This window comes from Curtobacterium sp. Leaf183 (assembly GCF_001424385.1).
Lineage (GTDB): Bacteria > Actinomycetota > Actinomycetes > Actinomycetales > Microbacteriaceae > Curtobacterium.
In genome coordinates this window covers 728,220-744,240 of record NZ_LMPO01000009.1, presented here as the reverse complement: position 1 = coordinate 744,240, position 16,021 = coordinate 728,220, and the positions used below count along the sequence as shown (strand labels likewise).

Sequence of the window (16,021 nt, the reverse complement as noted above, 5' to 3'; positions counted from 1 at the left end):
GCAGCCACCTCGGCTGCCGATGGATCGATCCTTCCACGCACTCACTAGTTTGCCTAACTAGTTTCGAGAAACGGACAACTCGCGCACTCAGGACAGCACTTTCCGGAGGTCGTACGCTCCCGGAACCTCGAGTTGCTCGAAACCACACGACCGCGCATCGCGGTCGGGGCGCCACCGCTCGAACTGGACGGTGTGCCGGAAGCGGTCGCCCTCCATCTGGTCGTAGCGCACCTCGAGCACGACCGACGGTTCCAGCCGCACGAACGACGTGTCGCGACCCGACGAGAACCGTGACTTCTCGCCGTCCCCGGTCACGGGCCTCCCGTCCGCATCGCGGAGCACGACGGGCTCGAGCTCCTCGACCAGCGCGAGCCGTCGCTTGTCGGAGAACGCCGACACCCCGCCGACCTGGCGGAGCTCGCCGTCGTCGTCGTACAGCCCGACCAGCAGCGAGCCGACCCCGCTGCCGCTCTTGTGCACGCGGTACCCGATCGCCACGACGTCGGCGGTGCGGTGGTGCTTCACCTTGAGCATCGTGCGCTTGCCCGGCTCGTACGGACGGATGCGCGGCTTCGCCACGACGCCGTCCAGCCCGGCGCCCTCGAACGTCTCGAGCCAGGCGCGCGCCTGCTCGACGTCGAGCGTGGTCCGTGTCACGTACAGCGGGTCGCTGACGTCGGCGGCCAGGGCCTCGAGGCGGGAGCGCCGCTCGTCGAACGGCAGGTCGGTGAGTTCGTCGCCGTCGGCCGCGAGCAGGTCGAACGCGACGAACTGCGCGGGGGTCTCGACGCTGAGCTTCGCGATCCGCGAGGCGGCGGGGTGGATCCGCTGCGACAGCGCCTCCCAGTGGAGGCGCTCGTGCCCCGGCTCGCCCGTGCGCAGGACGACCTCGCCGTCGAGCACGACCGGGTGCTCGCGGCCGCCGAACTGGGCGCGGAACGCCTCCACCAGCTCGGGGAAGTACCGGGTCAGCGGCTTGGCGCCGCGGCTGCCGATCTCGACGTCGTCGCCGTCGATCGTGACGATCCCGCGGAACCCGTCCCACTTCGGTTCGTAGCGCAGCCCACCCCGGACACTGTCGGGTTCGGGGACGTCGGGGACGGCCTTGGCGAGCATCGGTGCGATCTCCATGGCTCCTGTCTACGCGTGCGCACCGTCACGGCCCGGGAGGCCCGGCTCGGCTCGACCACGTCCGTCGCGTCAGTAAGGTGGCCGGGTGTCGACCGTCCCGTCCCCGCCGCCGGCCGCGTCGCCCCCGACTCCGGTCAGTCCCGTGCAGGCGCAGGCGCTCGCCGACGGGGTGCTCCCGCCGGTCGAGGAAGTCCGTCCGGGCATCTGGACGCTCGCCGTCCCCTTCCGGTCCGGGGTGCCGGACGCCACGCTCGTGTACGTCGTCGAGGGTTCCGACGGGGTGCTGACGGTCATCGACCCCGGTTGGAGCGACGGCGGCGAGCTCGAGGTCCTGTCCGCGGGTCTCGCCGCGATCGGCCGCTCGGTCGCCGACGTCGGCCACGTCGTCGTGACGCACCTGCACGCCGACCACCTGGGCGCCGCGGCTGCCGTCCGTCACGCGTCGGGGGCGTCGGTCGCGATGCACGGGCTCGAGGTCCGGGCGCTCGAGCACGAACGCCCGGACGCCGAGCGGCACGAGGCGGACATCGCGACGTGGGGGATCCCGGACGACCTGCGCGCCGGGGTGAGCGCAGCGTGGGGGACCGGCCGTCGTCTCGGGCTCGGAGCCGCGGTGACGCCGTTCGCCGACGTGCTGCTCGACGACGGCGACGTGCTGCCGGTCGCGGGTCGGACGATCCGTGCGCTGTGGACCCCCGGTCACACGGCGGGGCACCTGTGCTTCGTCGACGAGGGCGACGGGCTGCTGTTCACCGGCGACCACGTGCTGCCGCGCATCAACCCGGGCATCGGGCTCGGCGGACGGACGGACACGAACCCGCTGGGGGACTACCTGGCCTCGCTCGCGCGACTCGACCCGTACGCCGACCTCGAGGTCTGTCCGGGGCACGAGTACCGGTTCCGCGACGTGGTCACCCGAGCGCGCACGCTGACCCGGCACCGCGAGGAGCGCAGCCGGCACGTCGCCGCGGCGCTGGACACGCTCGACGCACCCACCCTGTTCGAGGTCGCCTCGCGCGTGCCGTTCAGCGGCGGGATCGAGTCGATGACCGGCTTCCTGCTCGCGAGCGCGCTGACGCAGACGGCCTTCCACGTCGACCTGATCGGCCGCGCGGACGAGGTCCGCCCCGCCTGACCCCTCCACAGTCGTGGACGAACTCGATGTTCTCAACAGCTGAAGGAGCGCACCTCCGAGCGGTGTCGCAGCTTTCTACCGTGGTCGTGAGGGGGTGCTCTCTAGTGCCCATTGATGGCGACGACAAGAGGGCATTGATACCGTGGTTCGAGCAGTACGGCATCGGGATGTGGCGACGTTCCTGCGTGCGAAAGGCTGGTGGGTGGATCGCATCAAGGGAAGCCACGAGGTGTGGTGTGGGCCCCGCGGCGAGGGGCGACTGGTGTTGCCGCGACACGGTGAGATCAGCCCGGGTGTGGTTCGGCAAGTGGTGAAGCGATTCCCGGACGTACCCGGGAGCTGGCGATGAACGGAGCGATCATGGCGGTCTACCAAGCACGAGCCCACCGCGAAGGTCGGTGGTGGGCGATCGACATCCCGTCGGTCGACGCCGCGACCCAGGCCCGACGAGTGACAGACGTCGAGTGGATGGCGCGAGAGTGCGTCGCGCTGACCCTCGACGTGCCAGAGGACGACGTCGAGATCGACGTGCACTTCGTGCTCCCGGACGACGCCCGCGCGAAGTGGGAGGTGTCGCGTCAGAAGGCCGAAGCGGCGCGCAGCGAGGCGGCCGAGGCCGCGTCGCTTGCACGCGAGGTCGTCCGAGCGATGCGCGCTGACGGGTACACCTACGCTGAGACGGCGTCCCTGCTCGGTGTCTCGCCCCAGCGCGTCCACCAGCTCGCGTCGGCGTCGTGATCATGCTGGGTCGTGCGGACGAGATCCGCCCCGCCTGAGCGGGCTCCGCGGCCGACGAGCCGCTGCCGTCAGAGGACGGTGGTGGCGAGCCGTTCGAGCGTGGTCCTCGCGTCATGGAACTCGGCCGTGGCGTGGTCGGCGAGCGGTGCCAGGTCGGGCAGCCGGTCCGCGAGCGTCGCACTCACCGTGACCGGGTAGTGCCGCATGCCCAGGGCACTGGCCAGGACGATCTCGAGCACGGGGGAGCCGTGGTCCCAGAGCTCGGTCGGGGTGCCGGCGTCGTAGGTGCCGCCGCGGCTGACGACGGTCACGACCGGCCGTCCGGCGAGGGGCTGGACGTCACCCGCGAGCACGCCGGGGATGTGGATGCGGTCGATCCAGGCCTTCAGGCTCGACGGCACCGTGTAGTTGTACAGCGGCGCACCGACCACGACGGCATCGGCGGCGAGCAGCTCGTCGATGACCTCCTGGCGCAGGGCCTCGGCGGCCGGGTCGACGGACTCCTCGGACGTGCGGTCGCCCGCTGCCCAGTGCAGCGCCGACGTCTCCAGGTGCGGCAGCGGCGACGTGTGCAGGTCGCGGCGCGTCACCGTGTACTCCGGACCACGGGCACGCCAGGCGTCGGCGAACGCCGCGGTCAGGGCGCGCGAGCGGGAGTGGGCGAGGTCGGCCGAGGAGTCGATGTGCAGCAGCGTGGGCATGCGGGCAACGCTACCCATCCGGCGGGGCGCGGGAGGCGAACGAAACGGCCCCGTCGGACCCGGTGGGGTCCGACGGGGCCGTGACGGTCCTCCCGGCTAGCGCTGGGTGCGGCGTCGCAGCGCGCGGAGGCCGACCAGACCGGCGCCCGCGGCGAGCATCGCGAGACCCCACGGGAGTGCACCCGTCGTGTCCGAACCGGTGAAGGCGAGCTGGCCCTTCGGGGTGGTCGGGGTGGCTGCCGCGACGGGGGCGACGGCGGCGACGGTCGGGTCGACCGTCACCGGGAAGGAGACCGACAGGTCGTCGGCGGCCACCGTCAGTCGGTGGGTCGACGCCGTCGGGAACGTGACCTTCGTGGCGAACTCGTCCTCGTCGAACGCGATCTGGTCGGTCGCGTGGTCGCTCGTGACGGTCGGCTGCGGGGCGTTGCCCTCGTCGTCGTACTGCGTCGTGTCGTTGCCGTACTGGTCGACGGGCGAGCCGTTCACCCAGAGCGAGCCGCCCTGGTTGACGGTCGGCTGTCCACCGTCGGTGATGGTCGGGTCCTGGCTGAGGTCAGCGGGGAAGACGATCGTCAGGACGGACGCGTCGGGCTCGATGATCCACGCCGTGGTCGGGTTCACGCCGTCGAACGCGTCCTGGGAAGACCGGTCGGTCGCTGAGGCCATGACACCGATCGCCTGCGCCGGGTCGACGACGACCTCGACGTACTGGGTCGCGGTCGAGGTGCCGTTCGAGGCGACGACGGTGAAGTCGTACACACCGGACGACGTGACCTGGCCACGCAGCGTGGCGGTCGACGTGTCGAACACGCTCTCGTACGGCAGGTACGACTCGGGCTGGTCGTCGGGGTCGGTCGGGTCGGAGCTGTCCGGGTCGGTGTAGCCGATCGCGTACGAGACGGGCGCGCTGCCCTTCGCCACCTCGAAGGTCTCGTTGAGCGTGTCGCCCGCGGTGACCTCGATCGTCCGCGGTGCGTCGGCCGTGGTCGCCGTGTCGAACGCGACGTCCTCGGTGACCTCGGCGGTCGTCGCGGTCGCGGTGTCGCCGTTCGCGCCGGTGATGACGACCGTGATGCGCTTGCCCAGGTCGGCTGCCTTCAGCACGTACACGCTCGACGTCGACGCGACGGTGACACCGCCGTCCGTGGACCAGGCGTAGGCGTAGGGGCCGGTGACCTCCGGGGCGTCGGCGCGCAGGGTGACGCCGACCTTCGGGTCGCCGACGATCTGCGCCTCGGACGCGACTGCCTGCGCCGAGACGGCGGCCTTCGGGGCCTTGGCCGGAGTGCTGCCCGTGCCGGTCGTCGCCGGGGCGGTCGGCGCGGCGGCCGGGTCGGTGGCGGGAGCGGTCGGCTGGTCCGTCGCCGGGGCCGTCGATCCGTTCGAGTCGGTCGGCGTCGGCGAGTCGGTCGGCACCGACGGGTCGGTCGGCGTCGACGAGTCCGCCGGTGCGCCGGCATCGGTGGTCGTGATCGTCGTCGTCGGAGCACTGTCGGTGTCGACCGCGTACGCCGTGGACGCCGAGAAGACGCCGAGGCCGGTCGTCAGGCCGATGAGTGCGATGGTGGTGCCGACGGCGCAGGCGCGTCGGGCTGCGGAGGTGCTGCGGTGCACGGGTTCCCCTGTGGGTCAGGTCCGGTCGGGTGCCGGATCGTAAGAATCCGCCGAGAATCTCGAGCGTGATCGGAGCGTACTGGTACTCGCGAGGCCAATCGGGTATGGGGTGCCGAAATGTGACCCGGGTTGGGGGTCCGGTGCGGGCTCCCGCACCGCACGACACAGCGGCCACACCGATCCGGAGTGGCCGCTGTGTCCGCTTCGTCAGCTCGTGATGGTGGTCAGGCGCGGCGTCGCCGGACCCGGGCCACCACGAGTGCGGCACCCGCTGCCATCAGCCCGAGCGCCCAGGCGAGCGGGCTGGACGGGTCCGCTCCGGTGAAGGCCAGCTGTCCGGCGGGCGTGCGCGGCGTCGTCGAGACGGACGTTGCCGCCGCGGGCACCGGGTCGACCTGCACGGTGAAGCGCACGCTGACCGAACCGGAACGGGCCGTGATGACGTGTGGGCTCGCGTGCACGAAGCGGAGCGTCACGGCGTCGACCGCGCCAGTCGGGGTGAAGGTGTCGCCCGGTTCCGAGGACGACCAGGTCAGGTCCTCGAGTGGCGCCACGTTGTCCTGCTGGTCGAACCCCAGCGCGTCGAGCTCGAGGGAGCCGTCCTGACGGACCCGGATCGGGGCGGTCACATCGCCGGTCTGCACCTCGGGGGAGTCGCTGTGGATGACCGTTCCGTCGGAGGTGGCCAACCAGGTCGGCGCGGTGGTCGCATCACCGGCACCACGGATGACGACTGACATGTCGGTCACCGCACCGGGCTGCACGGTCAGGACGTACCGGGAGACCTCGGTGCCGTTCGGGTGCGTACCCGTGGACGTGTGCACCCAGAACTCGATGACACCGGTCGTGGTGGGGGTCCCGGACAGGGTGCCGTCAGCGGCGAACGTCAGCCCCGCGGGCAGCACGCTCGCGTCCGGGCCGCCTTCGGGGCCACCGCTGACGAAGTACTGCAGACCGTCGCCGTCGAAGGCGTTGAGCTGCGCCGAGAACTGCACGCCCGAGGTCGCCTCGCCCGTCCGGACGCCGAGGTACCCCCATCGCATGTCGGGGTTCTCTGCCACCGGACCGGTCAGGGCGCTCGCCACGGCGGTCGGTTCCTGTCCCGGAGCCGTTCCGGTGACGACGACGCGGAGCTGGTCGAGGTCGCCGAGGACCGGGCTGATCGTCGTGGTCGACTGTGTCGCACCCGGCAGGTCGATCGGGTCGCCGCCCGCGAAGGCCGTCTGCCACTGGTACGTGAACGATGTGTCGGCGGGCCAGCCGGACGTGTCCGCCGTCAGGGTGTGCCAGCGCATGACGGTCCCGCTGACGGTGGCCGTGCCCGCCGGGGTCGCCGCAGCGGGCACGACCGAGGTGGCTTCGGCCGACGGCGCTGCGGCGGGCTGCGCGGCGGAGGTCGGGGCATCACCGGGCGTGGCGTCGACGGGCCTGGCTTCGGTCGGCGCGGCGTCGGTCGGTGTCGCACTCGCGCTGGGAGCCGCGTTCGAGCCGGCGAGCGTCCCGTCCGCTGACGGCGCTTCGGTCGCGGGTGTCGCCGCGGACGGAGCGTCGCTGACAGCATCGTCCGCCGTCGGAGTGTCCGACGACGTCGACACCGCGGCGGACGATGCGGTCGGAGCGGTGTCGGCGACGGCTGCCGTCGTCCCGAGGCCGAGTGCGGTCGAACCGACGGCGACGAGCACGGCGGTGGCGACCGTGCAACGGCGGAGCGTGGTGGTGGTCTGGAACAAGGTGGTCCCCCCGAGGAACGTGGATCGAACGAGCACCGCGATCGGTGCACGGCTCAGATCGTACGGTGTGGGAACGCTCAGACGTCGGTTCCGTCGATCACGATTTCGTTGTGGAGGAACCTGTCACGATCAGGGATTTCCCGACAGCGGCGGGGCCGCGCGCTCGAGCGCCGCACGGAACGCGGACACCGCGGGGGAGTCAGCACTCGCCATCCGCTGCGCGGTGAAGATCGTCCTGCGCGCAGGGACGGGCAGCTCGAGCAGCCGGCACGCCGTCGACCGTCCGGCCCACACCAGGTCGGGCATCAGCGCGACGGCGTTCCCCGACTCGATGAGCCGGATCTGGGCCTGCAGGTCGGCGGTCTCGTAGCGGACGTCGGGCTCGAAGCCCGCGCGGCGACAGGTCTGCTCGGCGAAGTGCCGCGAGGCCGCCCCCCGGGGCTCCATCACCCAGGGGAGCCCGGCTGCCGACGCGAGCGAGTCGACGGGCCACAGCGCGGTGTCCCTCGGCGGCAGCGCGAGGCGCACCGGGTCGGTCGTCAGGTCGCGGGCGTCGAGGCCCGGGAAGCGCGGCGCGGCGTGGGCGGGGTAGCGCTCGGCGACGACCATGTCGAAGTCGCGGGCCCACGTCTCGTTCAGGGCGGTCTCCGGCTCGCGCTGCACCATCTCGACCCGCACGTCCGGGTGCTCGGTCGCCATGGTGCGCAGCGCGGAGGGCATGAGCGCGAGCGCCGCCGACTGGAACACCGCGACCCGGATCCGTCCCTGCACGGTGGTCAGCGTCGACTCGACCGACGCCTGCGCTCGCTCCAACGTGTCGAGGACGTCGCCCGCCGCAGCGACCAGCACCTCGGCCTGCGGGGTGAGCTGCAGCCGCCGGCCGGCCTTGCGCAGGAGTTGCACGCCGGCCTCGCGCTCGAGCACCCCGAGCTGCTGTGACACCGCCGACGGCGTCAGGTTGAGCGCCTCGGCGACCGCCGCGACGGTCCCACGGATCGAGAGCTCACGGAGGAGGACCAGGCGGCGCACGTCGAGCATGTCGAAAGCGTAGATGAACTGAACGGAAAGCATCAGGAAGAGTTGCTTCCGCTACCGAAAGCGCAGAGGACACACTGATCCCATGACCGACGTGCAGCCCCGCAACGACGCGCCCACCACGACCGCACCTGACGACCTCGCCGACGCGTCGGTCGCACTCGTCCGCCGGTGGCTCGCCGAGGCCGAGACCTACCCGGTCGACGGCTCGGCCAAGCAGCTCGCCGGTGTGCTGGCCGACCCCAAGGGGCTCGCGTTCGCGGTCGGGTTCGTCGACGGCGTCGTCCGACCCGAGGACCTCGGCGTCGCCGCGCGCAAGCTCCGCGCCATCGCGCCCGACGCGCCGGGGTTCCTGCCCAGCGCACTCCGCGGTCTGGTGCGGCTCGGTGGCGGACTGGCACCGGGCCTCCCGGGTGTCGTCGTCCCCGTCGCCCGTCGCGTGCTGCGGAACATGGTCGGCCACCTGATCGTCGACGCGACCGACGCGAAGCTCGGTCCGGCGATCGCGAAGATCAAGCGGGACGGCGTCCGGCTCAACGTGAACCTGCTGGGCGAGGCGGTCCTGGGGGAGAGCGAGGCGGCACGCCGGCTCGAGGGCACGCACAAGCTGCTCGCGCGCGACGACGTCGACTACGTGTCGATCAAGGTGTCCTCGACCGTGCACCCGCACTCGCCGTGGGCGTTCGACCAGGCCGTGTCCGACATCGTCGACAAGCTCCGGCCGCTGTTCCAGCGTGCCGCCGCGGCGACCCCCGCGAAGTTCATCAACCTCGACATGGAGGAGTTCAAGGACCTCGACCTGACGATCGCCGTCTTCACGCAGCTGCTCGACGAGCCGGCGTTCCTGCAGCTCGAGGCCGGGATCGTGCTGCAGGCGTACCTGCCCGACGCACTGTCCGCCATGCAGCACCTGCAGGAGTGGTCCGCGGCCCGTCGTGCCCGCGGTGGTGCCGACATCAAGGTGCGGCTCGTCAAGGGCGCCAACCTGCCGATGGAACAGGTCGAGGCGTCGACGCACGGCTGGCCCCTCGCCACCTGGCACACCAAGCAGGACTCGGACACCAACTACAAGCGGGTGCTCGACTGGGCGCTCACCCCGTCCCGCATCGAGAACGTGCGGGTCGGCATCGCCGGGCACAACCTGTTCGACGTCGCCCACGCGTGGCTGCTCGCCGGGGAGCGCGGGGTCCGCGACGGCATCGAGTTCGAGATGCTGCTCGGCATGGCGCAGGGCCAGGCCGAAGCCGTCCGTCGCACCGTCGGCTCGCTGCTGCTGTACACGCCGGTCGTGCACCCGGGGGAGTTCGACGTCGCGATCGCGTACCTGATCCGCCGGCTCGAAGAGGGTGCGTCGCAGGACAACTTCATGTCCGCGGTGTTCTCACTCGCGTCGTCGCCGTCGCTGTTCGCCCGCGAGGAGACGCGGTTCCGCGACTCGCTGGCTCCGCTGGCGGCCCCGGGTGGTCTCGCCGCTCCCGCGTCGCACCGTGTCGCCGACCGGTACGCGGCCGTCGGCCGTCCGGCGCCCGGTCACTTCGAGAACACGCCCGACAGCGACCCGTCGGTCGCGTCGGTCCGCTCCTGGGGCGCGGCCATCACGTCCCGGGTCGCGACGTCGACACTGGGTGCGTCGGCCGTCCGGGAGGCCCGGCTCACCTCGCGCGAGCAGCTCGACTCCGTCCTCGGCCGGGTCCGCGCCGCGGGTGCGGTCTGGGGGACCTGGTCCGGCGCCGCGCGCGGCGCCGTGCTGCACGCCGTCGGCGACGCGCTCGAGGCGAACCGCGCCGCCCTCATCGAGGTGATGGCGTCCGAGACCGGCAAGACCATCGACCAGGCTGACCCCGAGGTGTCCGAGGCGATCGACTTCGCCCACTTCTACGGCGACATGGCGGCCGCCCTCGACGAGGTCGACGGTGCGACGTTCTCGCCCGCGGCGCTGACCCTGGTCGCACCGCCGTGGAACTTCCCCGTCGCGATCCCGGCCGGCTCGACCCTGGCGGCGCTCGCCGCCGGGTCCGCGGTCGTGCTGAAGCCCGCGCCGCCGGCCGCCCGCTGCGGTGCCGTGCTCGCGTCGGTCATCGACACGGCGCTCGACGCGATGGGCGCCCCGGCCGACGTGCTGTCGTTCGTCGACGTCGGCGAGAACGAACTCGGGTCGGCGTTGGTCGCATCGCCGCTCGTCGACCGGGTCATCCTCACCGGCGCCTACGAGACCGCGTCGCTGTTCCGCTCCTTCCGGCAGGACCTGCCGCTCCTGGCCGAGACGTCGGGCAAGAACGCGATCATCGTCACGCCGTCGGCCGATCTCGACCTGGCCGTCAAGGACGTCGTCGCCTCGGCGTTCGGACACGCGGGGCAGAAGTGCTCCGCCGCCTCGCTCGTGGTGCTGGTCGGGTCCGTCGCCAAGTCGCGGCGGTTCCACTCGCAGCTCGTCGACGCGGTGTCCTCGCTGACCGTGGGGTACCCGTCCGACCCGACGTCGCAGATGGGCCCGGTCATCGAGCCCGCCCAGGGGAAGCTGCTCGACGGGCTGACGACGCTCGAGCCCGGTCAGTCCTGGGCCGTGCGCCCCCGTCAGCTCGACGACTCCGGTGCGCTCTGGAGCCCGGGCATCCGTGGCGGCGTGCGGCGAGGTTCGGCGTTCCACCGGACCGAGTACTTCGGCCCGGTGCTCGGGGTCATGCGCGCCGCGACCCTGGACGAGGCGATCGACATCGTCAACGAGGTCGACTACGGCCTGACCTCGGGCATCCACTCGCTCGACCCGACCGAGATCGGCACGTGGCTGTCGCGCATCGAGGCCGGCAACCTCTACGTCAACCGTGGCATCACCGGGGCAATCGTCCGCCGGCAGCCCTTCGGCGGGTGGAAGAAGTCCGCGGTCGGTGCGGGCACCAAGGCCGGTGGGGTGAACTACCTGTTGGGACTCGGTTCGTGGGCGTCGGCTTATGCCACCGCGGGTGCGCCCGTGTCGACCGACGTCGCCGCATTCGTCCGCGCCGCCGGTGTGTCGTCGCCGTCGCTGTCCCGGTCGCTCGCCTCGGACGAGCTGGCCTGGTCGTCGCTGTTCGGCACCGCGCGAGACGTGTCTGGTCTGAGCGCCGAGCGGAACATCGCGCGGTACCTGCCGTACCCCGGCGTGCACGTGCGTGTGGCGTCCGCGCTGCCGGACGACGACGCCATGGTCGAGCTGGTGCGGGTCGTCGCGGCGGCGGTGCGCGCGGGGACGACGATCGACGTGTCGTCAGCGGGGTTCGTGCCGCCGGCGGTCGCCGCGCTGGCGAACGTCCGCTCGGTCACCGCGTCGGAGTCCGACGCCGCGTTCGGTGCCCGGATCGCCGCGGGCCCGTCGACGCGCGTGCGGCTCATCGGTGGGTCCGCTGACGCTGCTTCGGAGCTGTACGCCGCGGTCGGCGGTCGTCCCGACGTCGCCGTGTACGCCGAGTCGGTCACCGAGGCCGGGCGCATCGAGCTGCTGCCGTTCCTGCGCGAGCAGGCCGTGTCGATCACCGCGCACCGCTTCGGCACGCCGAACCACCTGACTGACGACCTGATCTAGCTCGGCTGGCGGCGGCGGCGGGGGCGGCCGGGGCACAGCACCACGCAGCGGACACAGCACCGAGGAGATCCTCGGTGCTGTGTCCGTTCCTCGGTGCGGCGCAGTGCGGCGAGCGGGCTGTCGGTGGCGGCGTGTCGGTGTCCGGTCTCCGCGTGCGCACGGGGTGCTCCGAGCACGTGGGCGTTGTGTCGACTGCATGAGTGAACCGATCGCCCGTCCCACCGCCCTCGCCCACGTGCGCGTCACCGTCACCGACATCGCCCGGAGCAAGGCGTTCTACCAGCAGCTGCTCGGGTCTGACCCGGTCATCGACTTCAGCGACCAGGTCGACGAGCCCGGCATCCGCGAGGACCAGGCGCGCTTCTACGGCGGCTGCGTGTTCCAGCTCGGCGACCAGGTGTTCGGCCTGCGCCCGGTGGCCCCGGCCGGTCAGCGGTTCGACTCGACCACGGTCGGCCTCGACCACGTCAGCTTCGTCCTGGGCAGTGTCGACGAGCTGCACGAGGCGGCCACCCGGCTCGACGCGGCGGGCATCGAGCACGGTGAGGTCACCGAGCTCGGCGACGCCGGCATGACGATCCTGAGCGTGCAGGACCCCGACGACATCAACCTGGAGTTCGCCGCCCGCATCGGCTGATCTCCGCTGCCCGGGATCGCGCCCCCGGACGGACATCGCGCCCCGGTCCTCCGGGGCGCGACGTCGTTGCGGGGGTGCGATCCGGACGGGTCAGGCGTCCAAGCGGCCGGCGCGGCCGGTCAGGCGTCGACGGAGACCGTCATCGTCTCGGTCACGAGCGCGCGGAGGGACTCCGGCAGGGGCTTGGGGCGACGGGCGCCCTCGCGGTCGATGATGACGTGCACGAACTCGCCTGTGGCGAGCAGCACGCCGTCGGACTGCCGGAACAGGCCGAACTCCCATGACAGGCTCGTGTTCCCCAGTCGCTTCGACCGCATCCCGACCTCGATGACGTCCGGCCACACGGCGGACTCGACGAAGTGACAGCTGGACGTCACCAGCACGGCGATCCAGTCCGAGGTGAACGGGTCGAGGCCGGCTTGCTCGCGGAACCAGTACGTCGCCGCGTTGTCCATCGCGCTGTAGTAGATCGTGTTGTTGACATGGCCGAACATGTCGTTGTCGTTCCAGCGCGTGGGGTACGTACGGCGGAACGGGTACTCGTCGATGGTCATCGGTCTCCGATCAGTGCACAGACATCCTCTCTCGGAAACGAGACCGTCGAGTCCACGTCCTGGTTCAGTGCCGGCCCGGCAGCACGAGCACGTCGTCCGCCCATGCGACCACGGCTGGGTCGTGCGTCGCGACGATGATCGCGGAGCCCTGGGCCCGGAGCTCGGACAGGCACCGCAGGACCTCGGCCCCGGTCGCGATGTCGAGCGCCGCGGTGGGTTCGTCCGCCAGGACCACGGGCGGTCGACGGATGACGAGTCGTGCCGAGGCCAGGCGATGTCGCTCGCCACCGCTCAGCCGATGGGCCTTCGTCCGCTCGTCCACCTGCAGGCCGACCGACGCCAGCGCCGCCTGCCGGATCGGCGCCCGCGCTGCCCGCTTGGTCGCTGCTCCGATGAAGGCGACGTCGAGGTTCCGTCGCACGGTCCAGTCGTCCTCGAGCGCGCCGTTCTGGAACAGGTGTCCGATGGTCTGCCGGTACAGCGCACCGCGTCGACCGGCGCGGACGCGGGTGACGTCCTCGCCCGCGATCACGATCTGCCCGGCGTCGACTCGTTCGACCAGGCCGAGGCACCGCAGCAGGGTGGACTTGCCGCTGCCACTGGGACCCGTGACGACGAGTGCTGCTCCGGGCGACACCGTGACGTCGATGTCGCGCCACAGTGTTCGACGACCGTGCGACTTCGCGATCGACGCTGCCTGCAGGATCGGCCCGGTCATGGCAACTCCTTCGTCCGGAGATGGAACGCGGTGAGGATGGCCACCACGAGGACGTCGAGCGCGGCACACGCGATGGACGGCGCGTCGGCGGGTGTGATGCCGGTGCTCGCGAGCACGGTTGTGGCACCGACGATCATGGCGGTCGGGCCCGCGACGACGGAGCTCAGTGTCACGAGCCGCCGACGACCGTGCAGCAGCGCGATGCCGGTTCGCCGACGTGCGATCGCGGCGATGGCCTGGCTCGCGAGCACCGCGGAGAGGACGAGCACGAGGACCACGACGCCGAGCGCGAGCAGCGCGTGCCGGAGACCGCGTTCGATGACCACCGACCGGTACGAGACGAAGTCGCCGAGCGGTGCGATCGTCGCGACCACGTCGGACAGCCCGTGCGCGGCGAGGTCCGCTCGGAGTGCGGAGGGGTCGGTGAACACGACTTCGCCGCTGGTCATGGCCGCCGTCACCAGATCTCCCGACGCCGAGGGGAAGGCCGAGGGGAGAACGGCGACGACGCCACCGGTCATGGTGCTGGTGCCGGCGAGGTCATCTGTCGCATAGGTGAACACGGGGGCATCTCGCATGGGCATCACCTGCACTGGCACCTGTGTCGGTATGCGTCTCGGCTCGGCGGAGAGCTCCCGCTGCAGCGCCATGTAGTCGCGCCACACCTGGACGTCGGACTCTGGGAGTACGACACCCTCCGGGACCAGCAGCGTGAGTGCCGTGTCCGACACGTCCTCAGGGAGCACTCGTGCGCCGGACAGTGTCTGGATCGACTGCGCTCGGAGGTACTGCGCATTCACGATGAGGACATTCCCGCCGTCCGGGGTGTGCTGCGAGTCGTCCGGTTGCACCGTGTGGTCGGCGAGGATCGCGGTCCCTGCTGCGTCCATCCGCTCGTACACGCCCGCGAGGCCGTCCTCCGCTTCGTCGAGTTCGGCGATCGACGATTCGAAGCCCATCCGCACGTCACCGAGTGACCCGCGCCACAGGGTGCGCTCCACTGCGTCGGCTCGAGCCAGTGTGACGTCGGTCCACGCCGTCGCAGCGGCACCTGAACCGAGTGCGAGCGCTCCGAGGTTGCCGACGAGCGCGATCGTCAGGACGGTCCGCCACGGCCGAGCACCGTTGATGCTGGCGAGCATCGAGCTCCTGGGAAGAGCAGCCGCGACCATCGTCGTTGCGCCCATGGCCGTGGTCGCAAGCACGAGGCCAGCGATCGCGATCAGGAGGAAGGTGCCGATCCTGGTCCCGCCGTTGACGACCACGAGAACCACCGTGACGGCGATGATCCCGACGGCCCCCCACGCGGTGGTTCGCGCCGCGAGACCGCCCGCGTCGAACCAGGCTGACCGCACGGCGGACCGCCCATGACTCGCGGCGATCGCGACGCGCCTCCTGCGCCCGGACTGCCAGGCAGTGGTTCCGAGCACGACGGCGATCACCAGGCATCCGGAGAGGGGAATCGCGGGGATCTCGGACACGACCCAGAGCGAGACGAAGAGCGGTGAGAGCGCGTTGACCGTCACCGCGACGCCGTGGTCTGCGAGCGACGCTGCGAACGCCCGCGCACTGGAATCGCCCGCATCGGTGAGGTACATCCCGTTGATACGGTTGTCTGGCAGGTCGCTGATGGGGTGGAAGGTGGTCGTGAGACTGGGGTCGAACCCGGTCAAGTCCCGATGCACCGACTCGAACGAGCGTGCAGCGCCCGCGTTGGCGACGTACTCCGCTCGGGCCACGCCCGACCCGGCCTCGTGCCGGAGTTCCTTCATGACCGTCATGTCGTGGGAGCGGGCGGTGCGCTCGACCAGGTGTTGGAAGGAGCCGGACGAGGATGCGTCCGAATCCCAGACGGTGACGATGTCGGTTGCGCCGCGGGGAGCGACATCGTCGATGACGGTGGTGACGAGGATTGCGAGGCCGAGGACCAACGTGACGGTTCCGGCGATGAGTGTGCGCAGCATGAGGGCGGAGTGACCCTCCGGACCAGAGCGATCCGGAGGGTCGGTTCCTGGACCTGCTAGTTGATGAACCGGTGGTAGGCGAGGTTGCCAGCGGTCGTCTTCGTGATCGACGACTTGGCGGTCGCACCACCCAGCGCGGTTCCGCTCCGATCGAGGTTGCCTCGACCGTTCTGCACCGACGAGCCGTGCTTGCGAGACGCGTGGTAGAAGTTCGAGTACGCGGTGTTGTTCGGCCCGTTCGTGCCGTAGGTCCACGAGCCGCCGCCTTCCGGCGTGACGGTGTACCGCGGTGCGTGCGCCCCGGACGGGATGTGCACTCCGATGCCCTCTGATGCAGCGGACTGTGTGGCCGGTTCGACCTGAGCGGCGCTCGCCGCGGTGGGTGCTCCGAGCGCGCCGGTCAGGACGATGACGACCGACAGTGCGATGGTTCGTTTCTGCATGGTGTTCCCCTCTGGATCTGCGTCGACAGTGACGCGGCGGCCCCCGTGGCCAGCACGAC

14 protein-coding genes are annotated in these 16,021 nt (G+C 71.3%); 5 read left to right on the top strand and 9 right to left on the bottom strand.

All coding sequences use genetic code 11. The features are described from left to right. Positions 1 to 87: 87 nt before the first annotated feature. Entirely contained in the window at positions 88 to 1,131 is a 1,044-nt protein-coding gene (locus ASG04_RS14360; protein WP_056125571.1) for an ATP-dependent DNA ligase, read from the bottom strand. Positions 1,132 to 1,216: 85 nt separating this feature from the next. Between ASG04_RS14360 and ASG04_RS14355 the strand changes: the two genes are divergently transcribed. From ASG04_RS14355 to ASG04_RS14350, 3 genes are all read left to right on the top strand, one after another. After that, a complete protein-coding gene (locus ASG04_RS14355; protein ID WP_056125569.1) occupies positions 1,217 to 2,266 on the top strand; it encodes an MBL fold metallo-hydrolase in 1,050 nt (349 codons plus the stop codon). Between the two features lie 142 nt (positions 2,267 to 2,408). Beyond that, positions 2,409 to 2,615: a type II toxin-antitoxin system HicA family toxin gene (locus tag ASG04_RS18105; protein ID WP_414835832.1), complete on the top strand. Its 207-nt coding sequence runs from the start codon at positions 2,409 to 2,411 to the stop codon at positions 2,613 to 2,615. After that, positions 2,612 to 3,004 (top strand): sigma-70 region 4 domain-containing protein, encoded by a 393-nt coding sequence (locus ASG04_RS14350; protein WP_056125567.1) that lies wholly within the window; start codon positions 2,612 to 2,614, stop codon positions 3,002 to 3,004. Before ASG04_RS18105 ends, ASG04_RS14350 begins: the two co-directional genes overlap by 4 nt. A 68-nt stretch (positions 3,005 to 3,072) precedes the next feature. Here the strand turns inward: ASG04_RS14350 and ASG04_RS14345 are convergent, their stop codons facing one another. From ASG04_RS14345 to ASG04_RS14330, 4 genes are all read right to left on the bottom strand, one after another. Then, positions 3,073 to 3,705, bottom strand: coding sequence for an FMN-dependent NADH-azoreductase (locus ASG04_RS14345; RefSeq protein WP_056125565.1), 633 nt, complete (start codon positions 3,703 to 3,705; stop codon positions 3,073 to 3,075). Between the two features lie 96 nt (positions 3,706 to 3,801). After that, positions 3,802 to 5,322: a hypothetical protein gene (locus tag ASG04_RS14340; RefSeq protein WP_056125563.1), complete on the bottom strand. Its 1,521-nt coding sequence runs from the start codon at positions 5,320 to 5,322 to the stop codon at positions 3,802 to 3,804. Positions 5,323 to 5,546: 224 nt separating this feature from the next. Continuing rightward, positions 5,547 to 7,052, bottom strand: coding sequence for a hypothetical protein (locus ASG04_RS14335; protein ID WP_156463677.1), 1,506 nt, complete (start codon positions 7,050 to 7,052; stop codon positions 5,547 to 5,549). Between the two features lie 129 nt (positions 7,053 to 7,181). After that, on the bottom strand, positions 7,182 to 8,090 hold the full coding sequence (locus tag ASG04_RS14330; protein WP_056125559.1) for a LysR family transcriptional regulator: 909 nt from the start codon (positions 8,088 to 8,090) through the stop codon (positions 7,182 to 7,184). Positions 8,091 to 8,172: 82 nt separating this feature from the next. Between ASG04_RS14330 and ASG04_RS14325 the strand changes: the two genes are divergently transcribed. After that, positions 8,173 to 11,646, top strand: coding sequence for a proline dehydrogenase family protein (locus ASG04_RS14325; RefSeq protein ID WP_056125557.1), 3,474 nt, complete (start codon positions 8,173 to 8,175; stop codon positions 11,644 to 11,646). A 196-nt stretch (positions 11,647 to 11,842) separates the two neighbouring features. After that, complete coding sequence (locus tag ASG04_RS14320) at positions 11,843 to 12,283, top strand: VOC family protein (protein WP_056125555.1); 441 nt, start codon at positions 11,843 to 11,845, stop codon at positions 12,281 to 12,283. Between the two features lie 119 nt (positions 12,284 to 12,402). Here the strand turns inward: ASG04_RS14320 and ASG04_RS14315 are convergent, their stop codons facing one another. The 4 genes from ASG04_RS14315 to ASG04_RS14300 all read right to left on the bottom strand — a co-directional run bounded on the left by ASG04_RS14315 (position 12,403) and on the right by ASG04_RS14300 (position 15,962). After that, complete coding sequence (locus tag ASG04_RS14315) at positions 12,403 to 12,837, bottom strand: acyl-CoA thioesterase (protein ID WP_056125553.1); 435 nt, start codon at positions 12,835 to 12,837, stop codon at positions 12,403 to 12,405. Positions 12,838 to 12,901: 64 nt separating this feature from the next. Continuing rightward, on the bottom strand, positions 12,902 to 13,555 hold the full coding sequence (locus ASG04_RS14310) for an ABC transporter ATP-binding protein (RefSeq protein ID WP_056125550.1): 654 nt from the start codon (positions 13,553 to 13,555) through the stop codon (positions 12,902 to 12,904). Then, positions 13,552 to 15,519, bottom strand: a complete 1,968-nt coding sequence (locus tag ASG04_RS14305; protein WP_056125548.1) for a hypothetical protein — start codon at positions 15,517 to 15,519, stop codon at positions 13,552 to 13,554. The genes ASG04_RS14310 and ASG04_RS14305 overlap by 4 nt, the downstream gene beginning before the upstream one ends. Positions 15,520 to 15,575: 56 nt before the next feature. Further along, complete coding sequence (locus tag ASG04_RS14300) at positions 15,576 to 15,962, bottom strand: lactococcin 972 family bacteriocin (protein WP_056125546.1); 387 nt, start codon at positions 15,960 to 15,962, stop codon at positions 15,576 to 15,578. Positions 15,963 to 16,021: the final 59 nt, after the last annotated feature.

Excerpts from the sequence above, each read along its gene's own strand:
- ASG04_RS14360 (WP_056125571.1), bottom strand. The coding sequence starts at position 1,131 with ATGGAGATCGCACCGATGCTCGCCAAGGCCGTCCCCGACGTCCCCGAA.
- ASG04_RS14350 (WP_056125567.1), top strand. The coding sequence starts at position 2,612 with ATGAACGGAGCGATCATGGCGGTCTACCAAGCACGAGCCCACCGCGAA.
- ASG04_RS14345 (WP_056125565.1), bottom strand. The coding sequence starts at position 3,705 with ATGCCCACGCTGCTGCACATCGACTCCTCGGCCGACCTCGCCCACTCC.
- ASG04_RS14330 (WP_056125559.1), bottom strand. The coding sequence starts at position 8,090 with ATGCTCGACGTGCGCCGCCTGGTCCTCCTCCGTGAGCTCTCGATCCGT.
- ASG04_RS14325 (WP_056125557.1), top strand. The coding sequence starts at position 8,173 with ATGACCGACGTGCAGCCCCGCAACGACGCGCCCACCACGACCGCACCT.
- ASG04_RS14320 (WP_056125555.1), top strand. The coding sequence starts at position 11,843 with ATGAGTGAACCGATCGCCCGTCCCACCGCCCTCGCCCACGTGCGCGTC.
- ASG04_RS14315 (WP_056125553.1), bottom strand. The coding sequence starts at position 12,837 with ATGACCATCGACGAGTACCCGTTCCGCCGTACGTACCCCACGCGCTGG.
- ASG04_RS14310 (WP_056125550.1), bottom strand. The coding sequence starts at position 13,555 with ATGACCGGGCCGATCCTGCAGGCAGCGTCGATCGCGAAGTCGCACGGT.
- ASG04_RS14305 (WP_056125548.1), bottom strand. The coding sequence starts at position 15,519 with ATGCTGCGCACACTCATCGCCGGAACCGTCACGTTGGTCCTCGGCCTC.
- ASG04_RS14300 (WP_056125546.1), bottom strand. The coding sequence starts at position 15,962 with ATGCAGAAACGAACCATCGCACTGTCGGTCGTCATCGTCCTGACCGGC.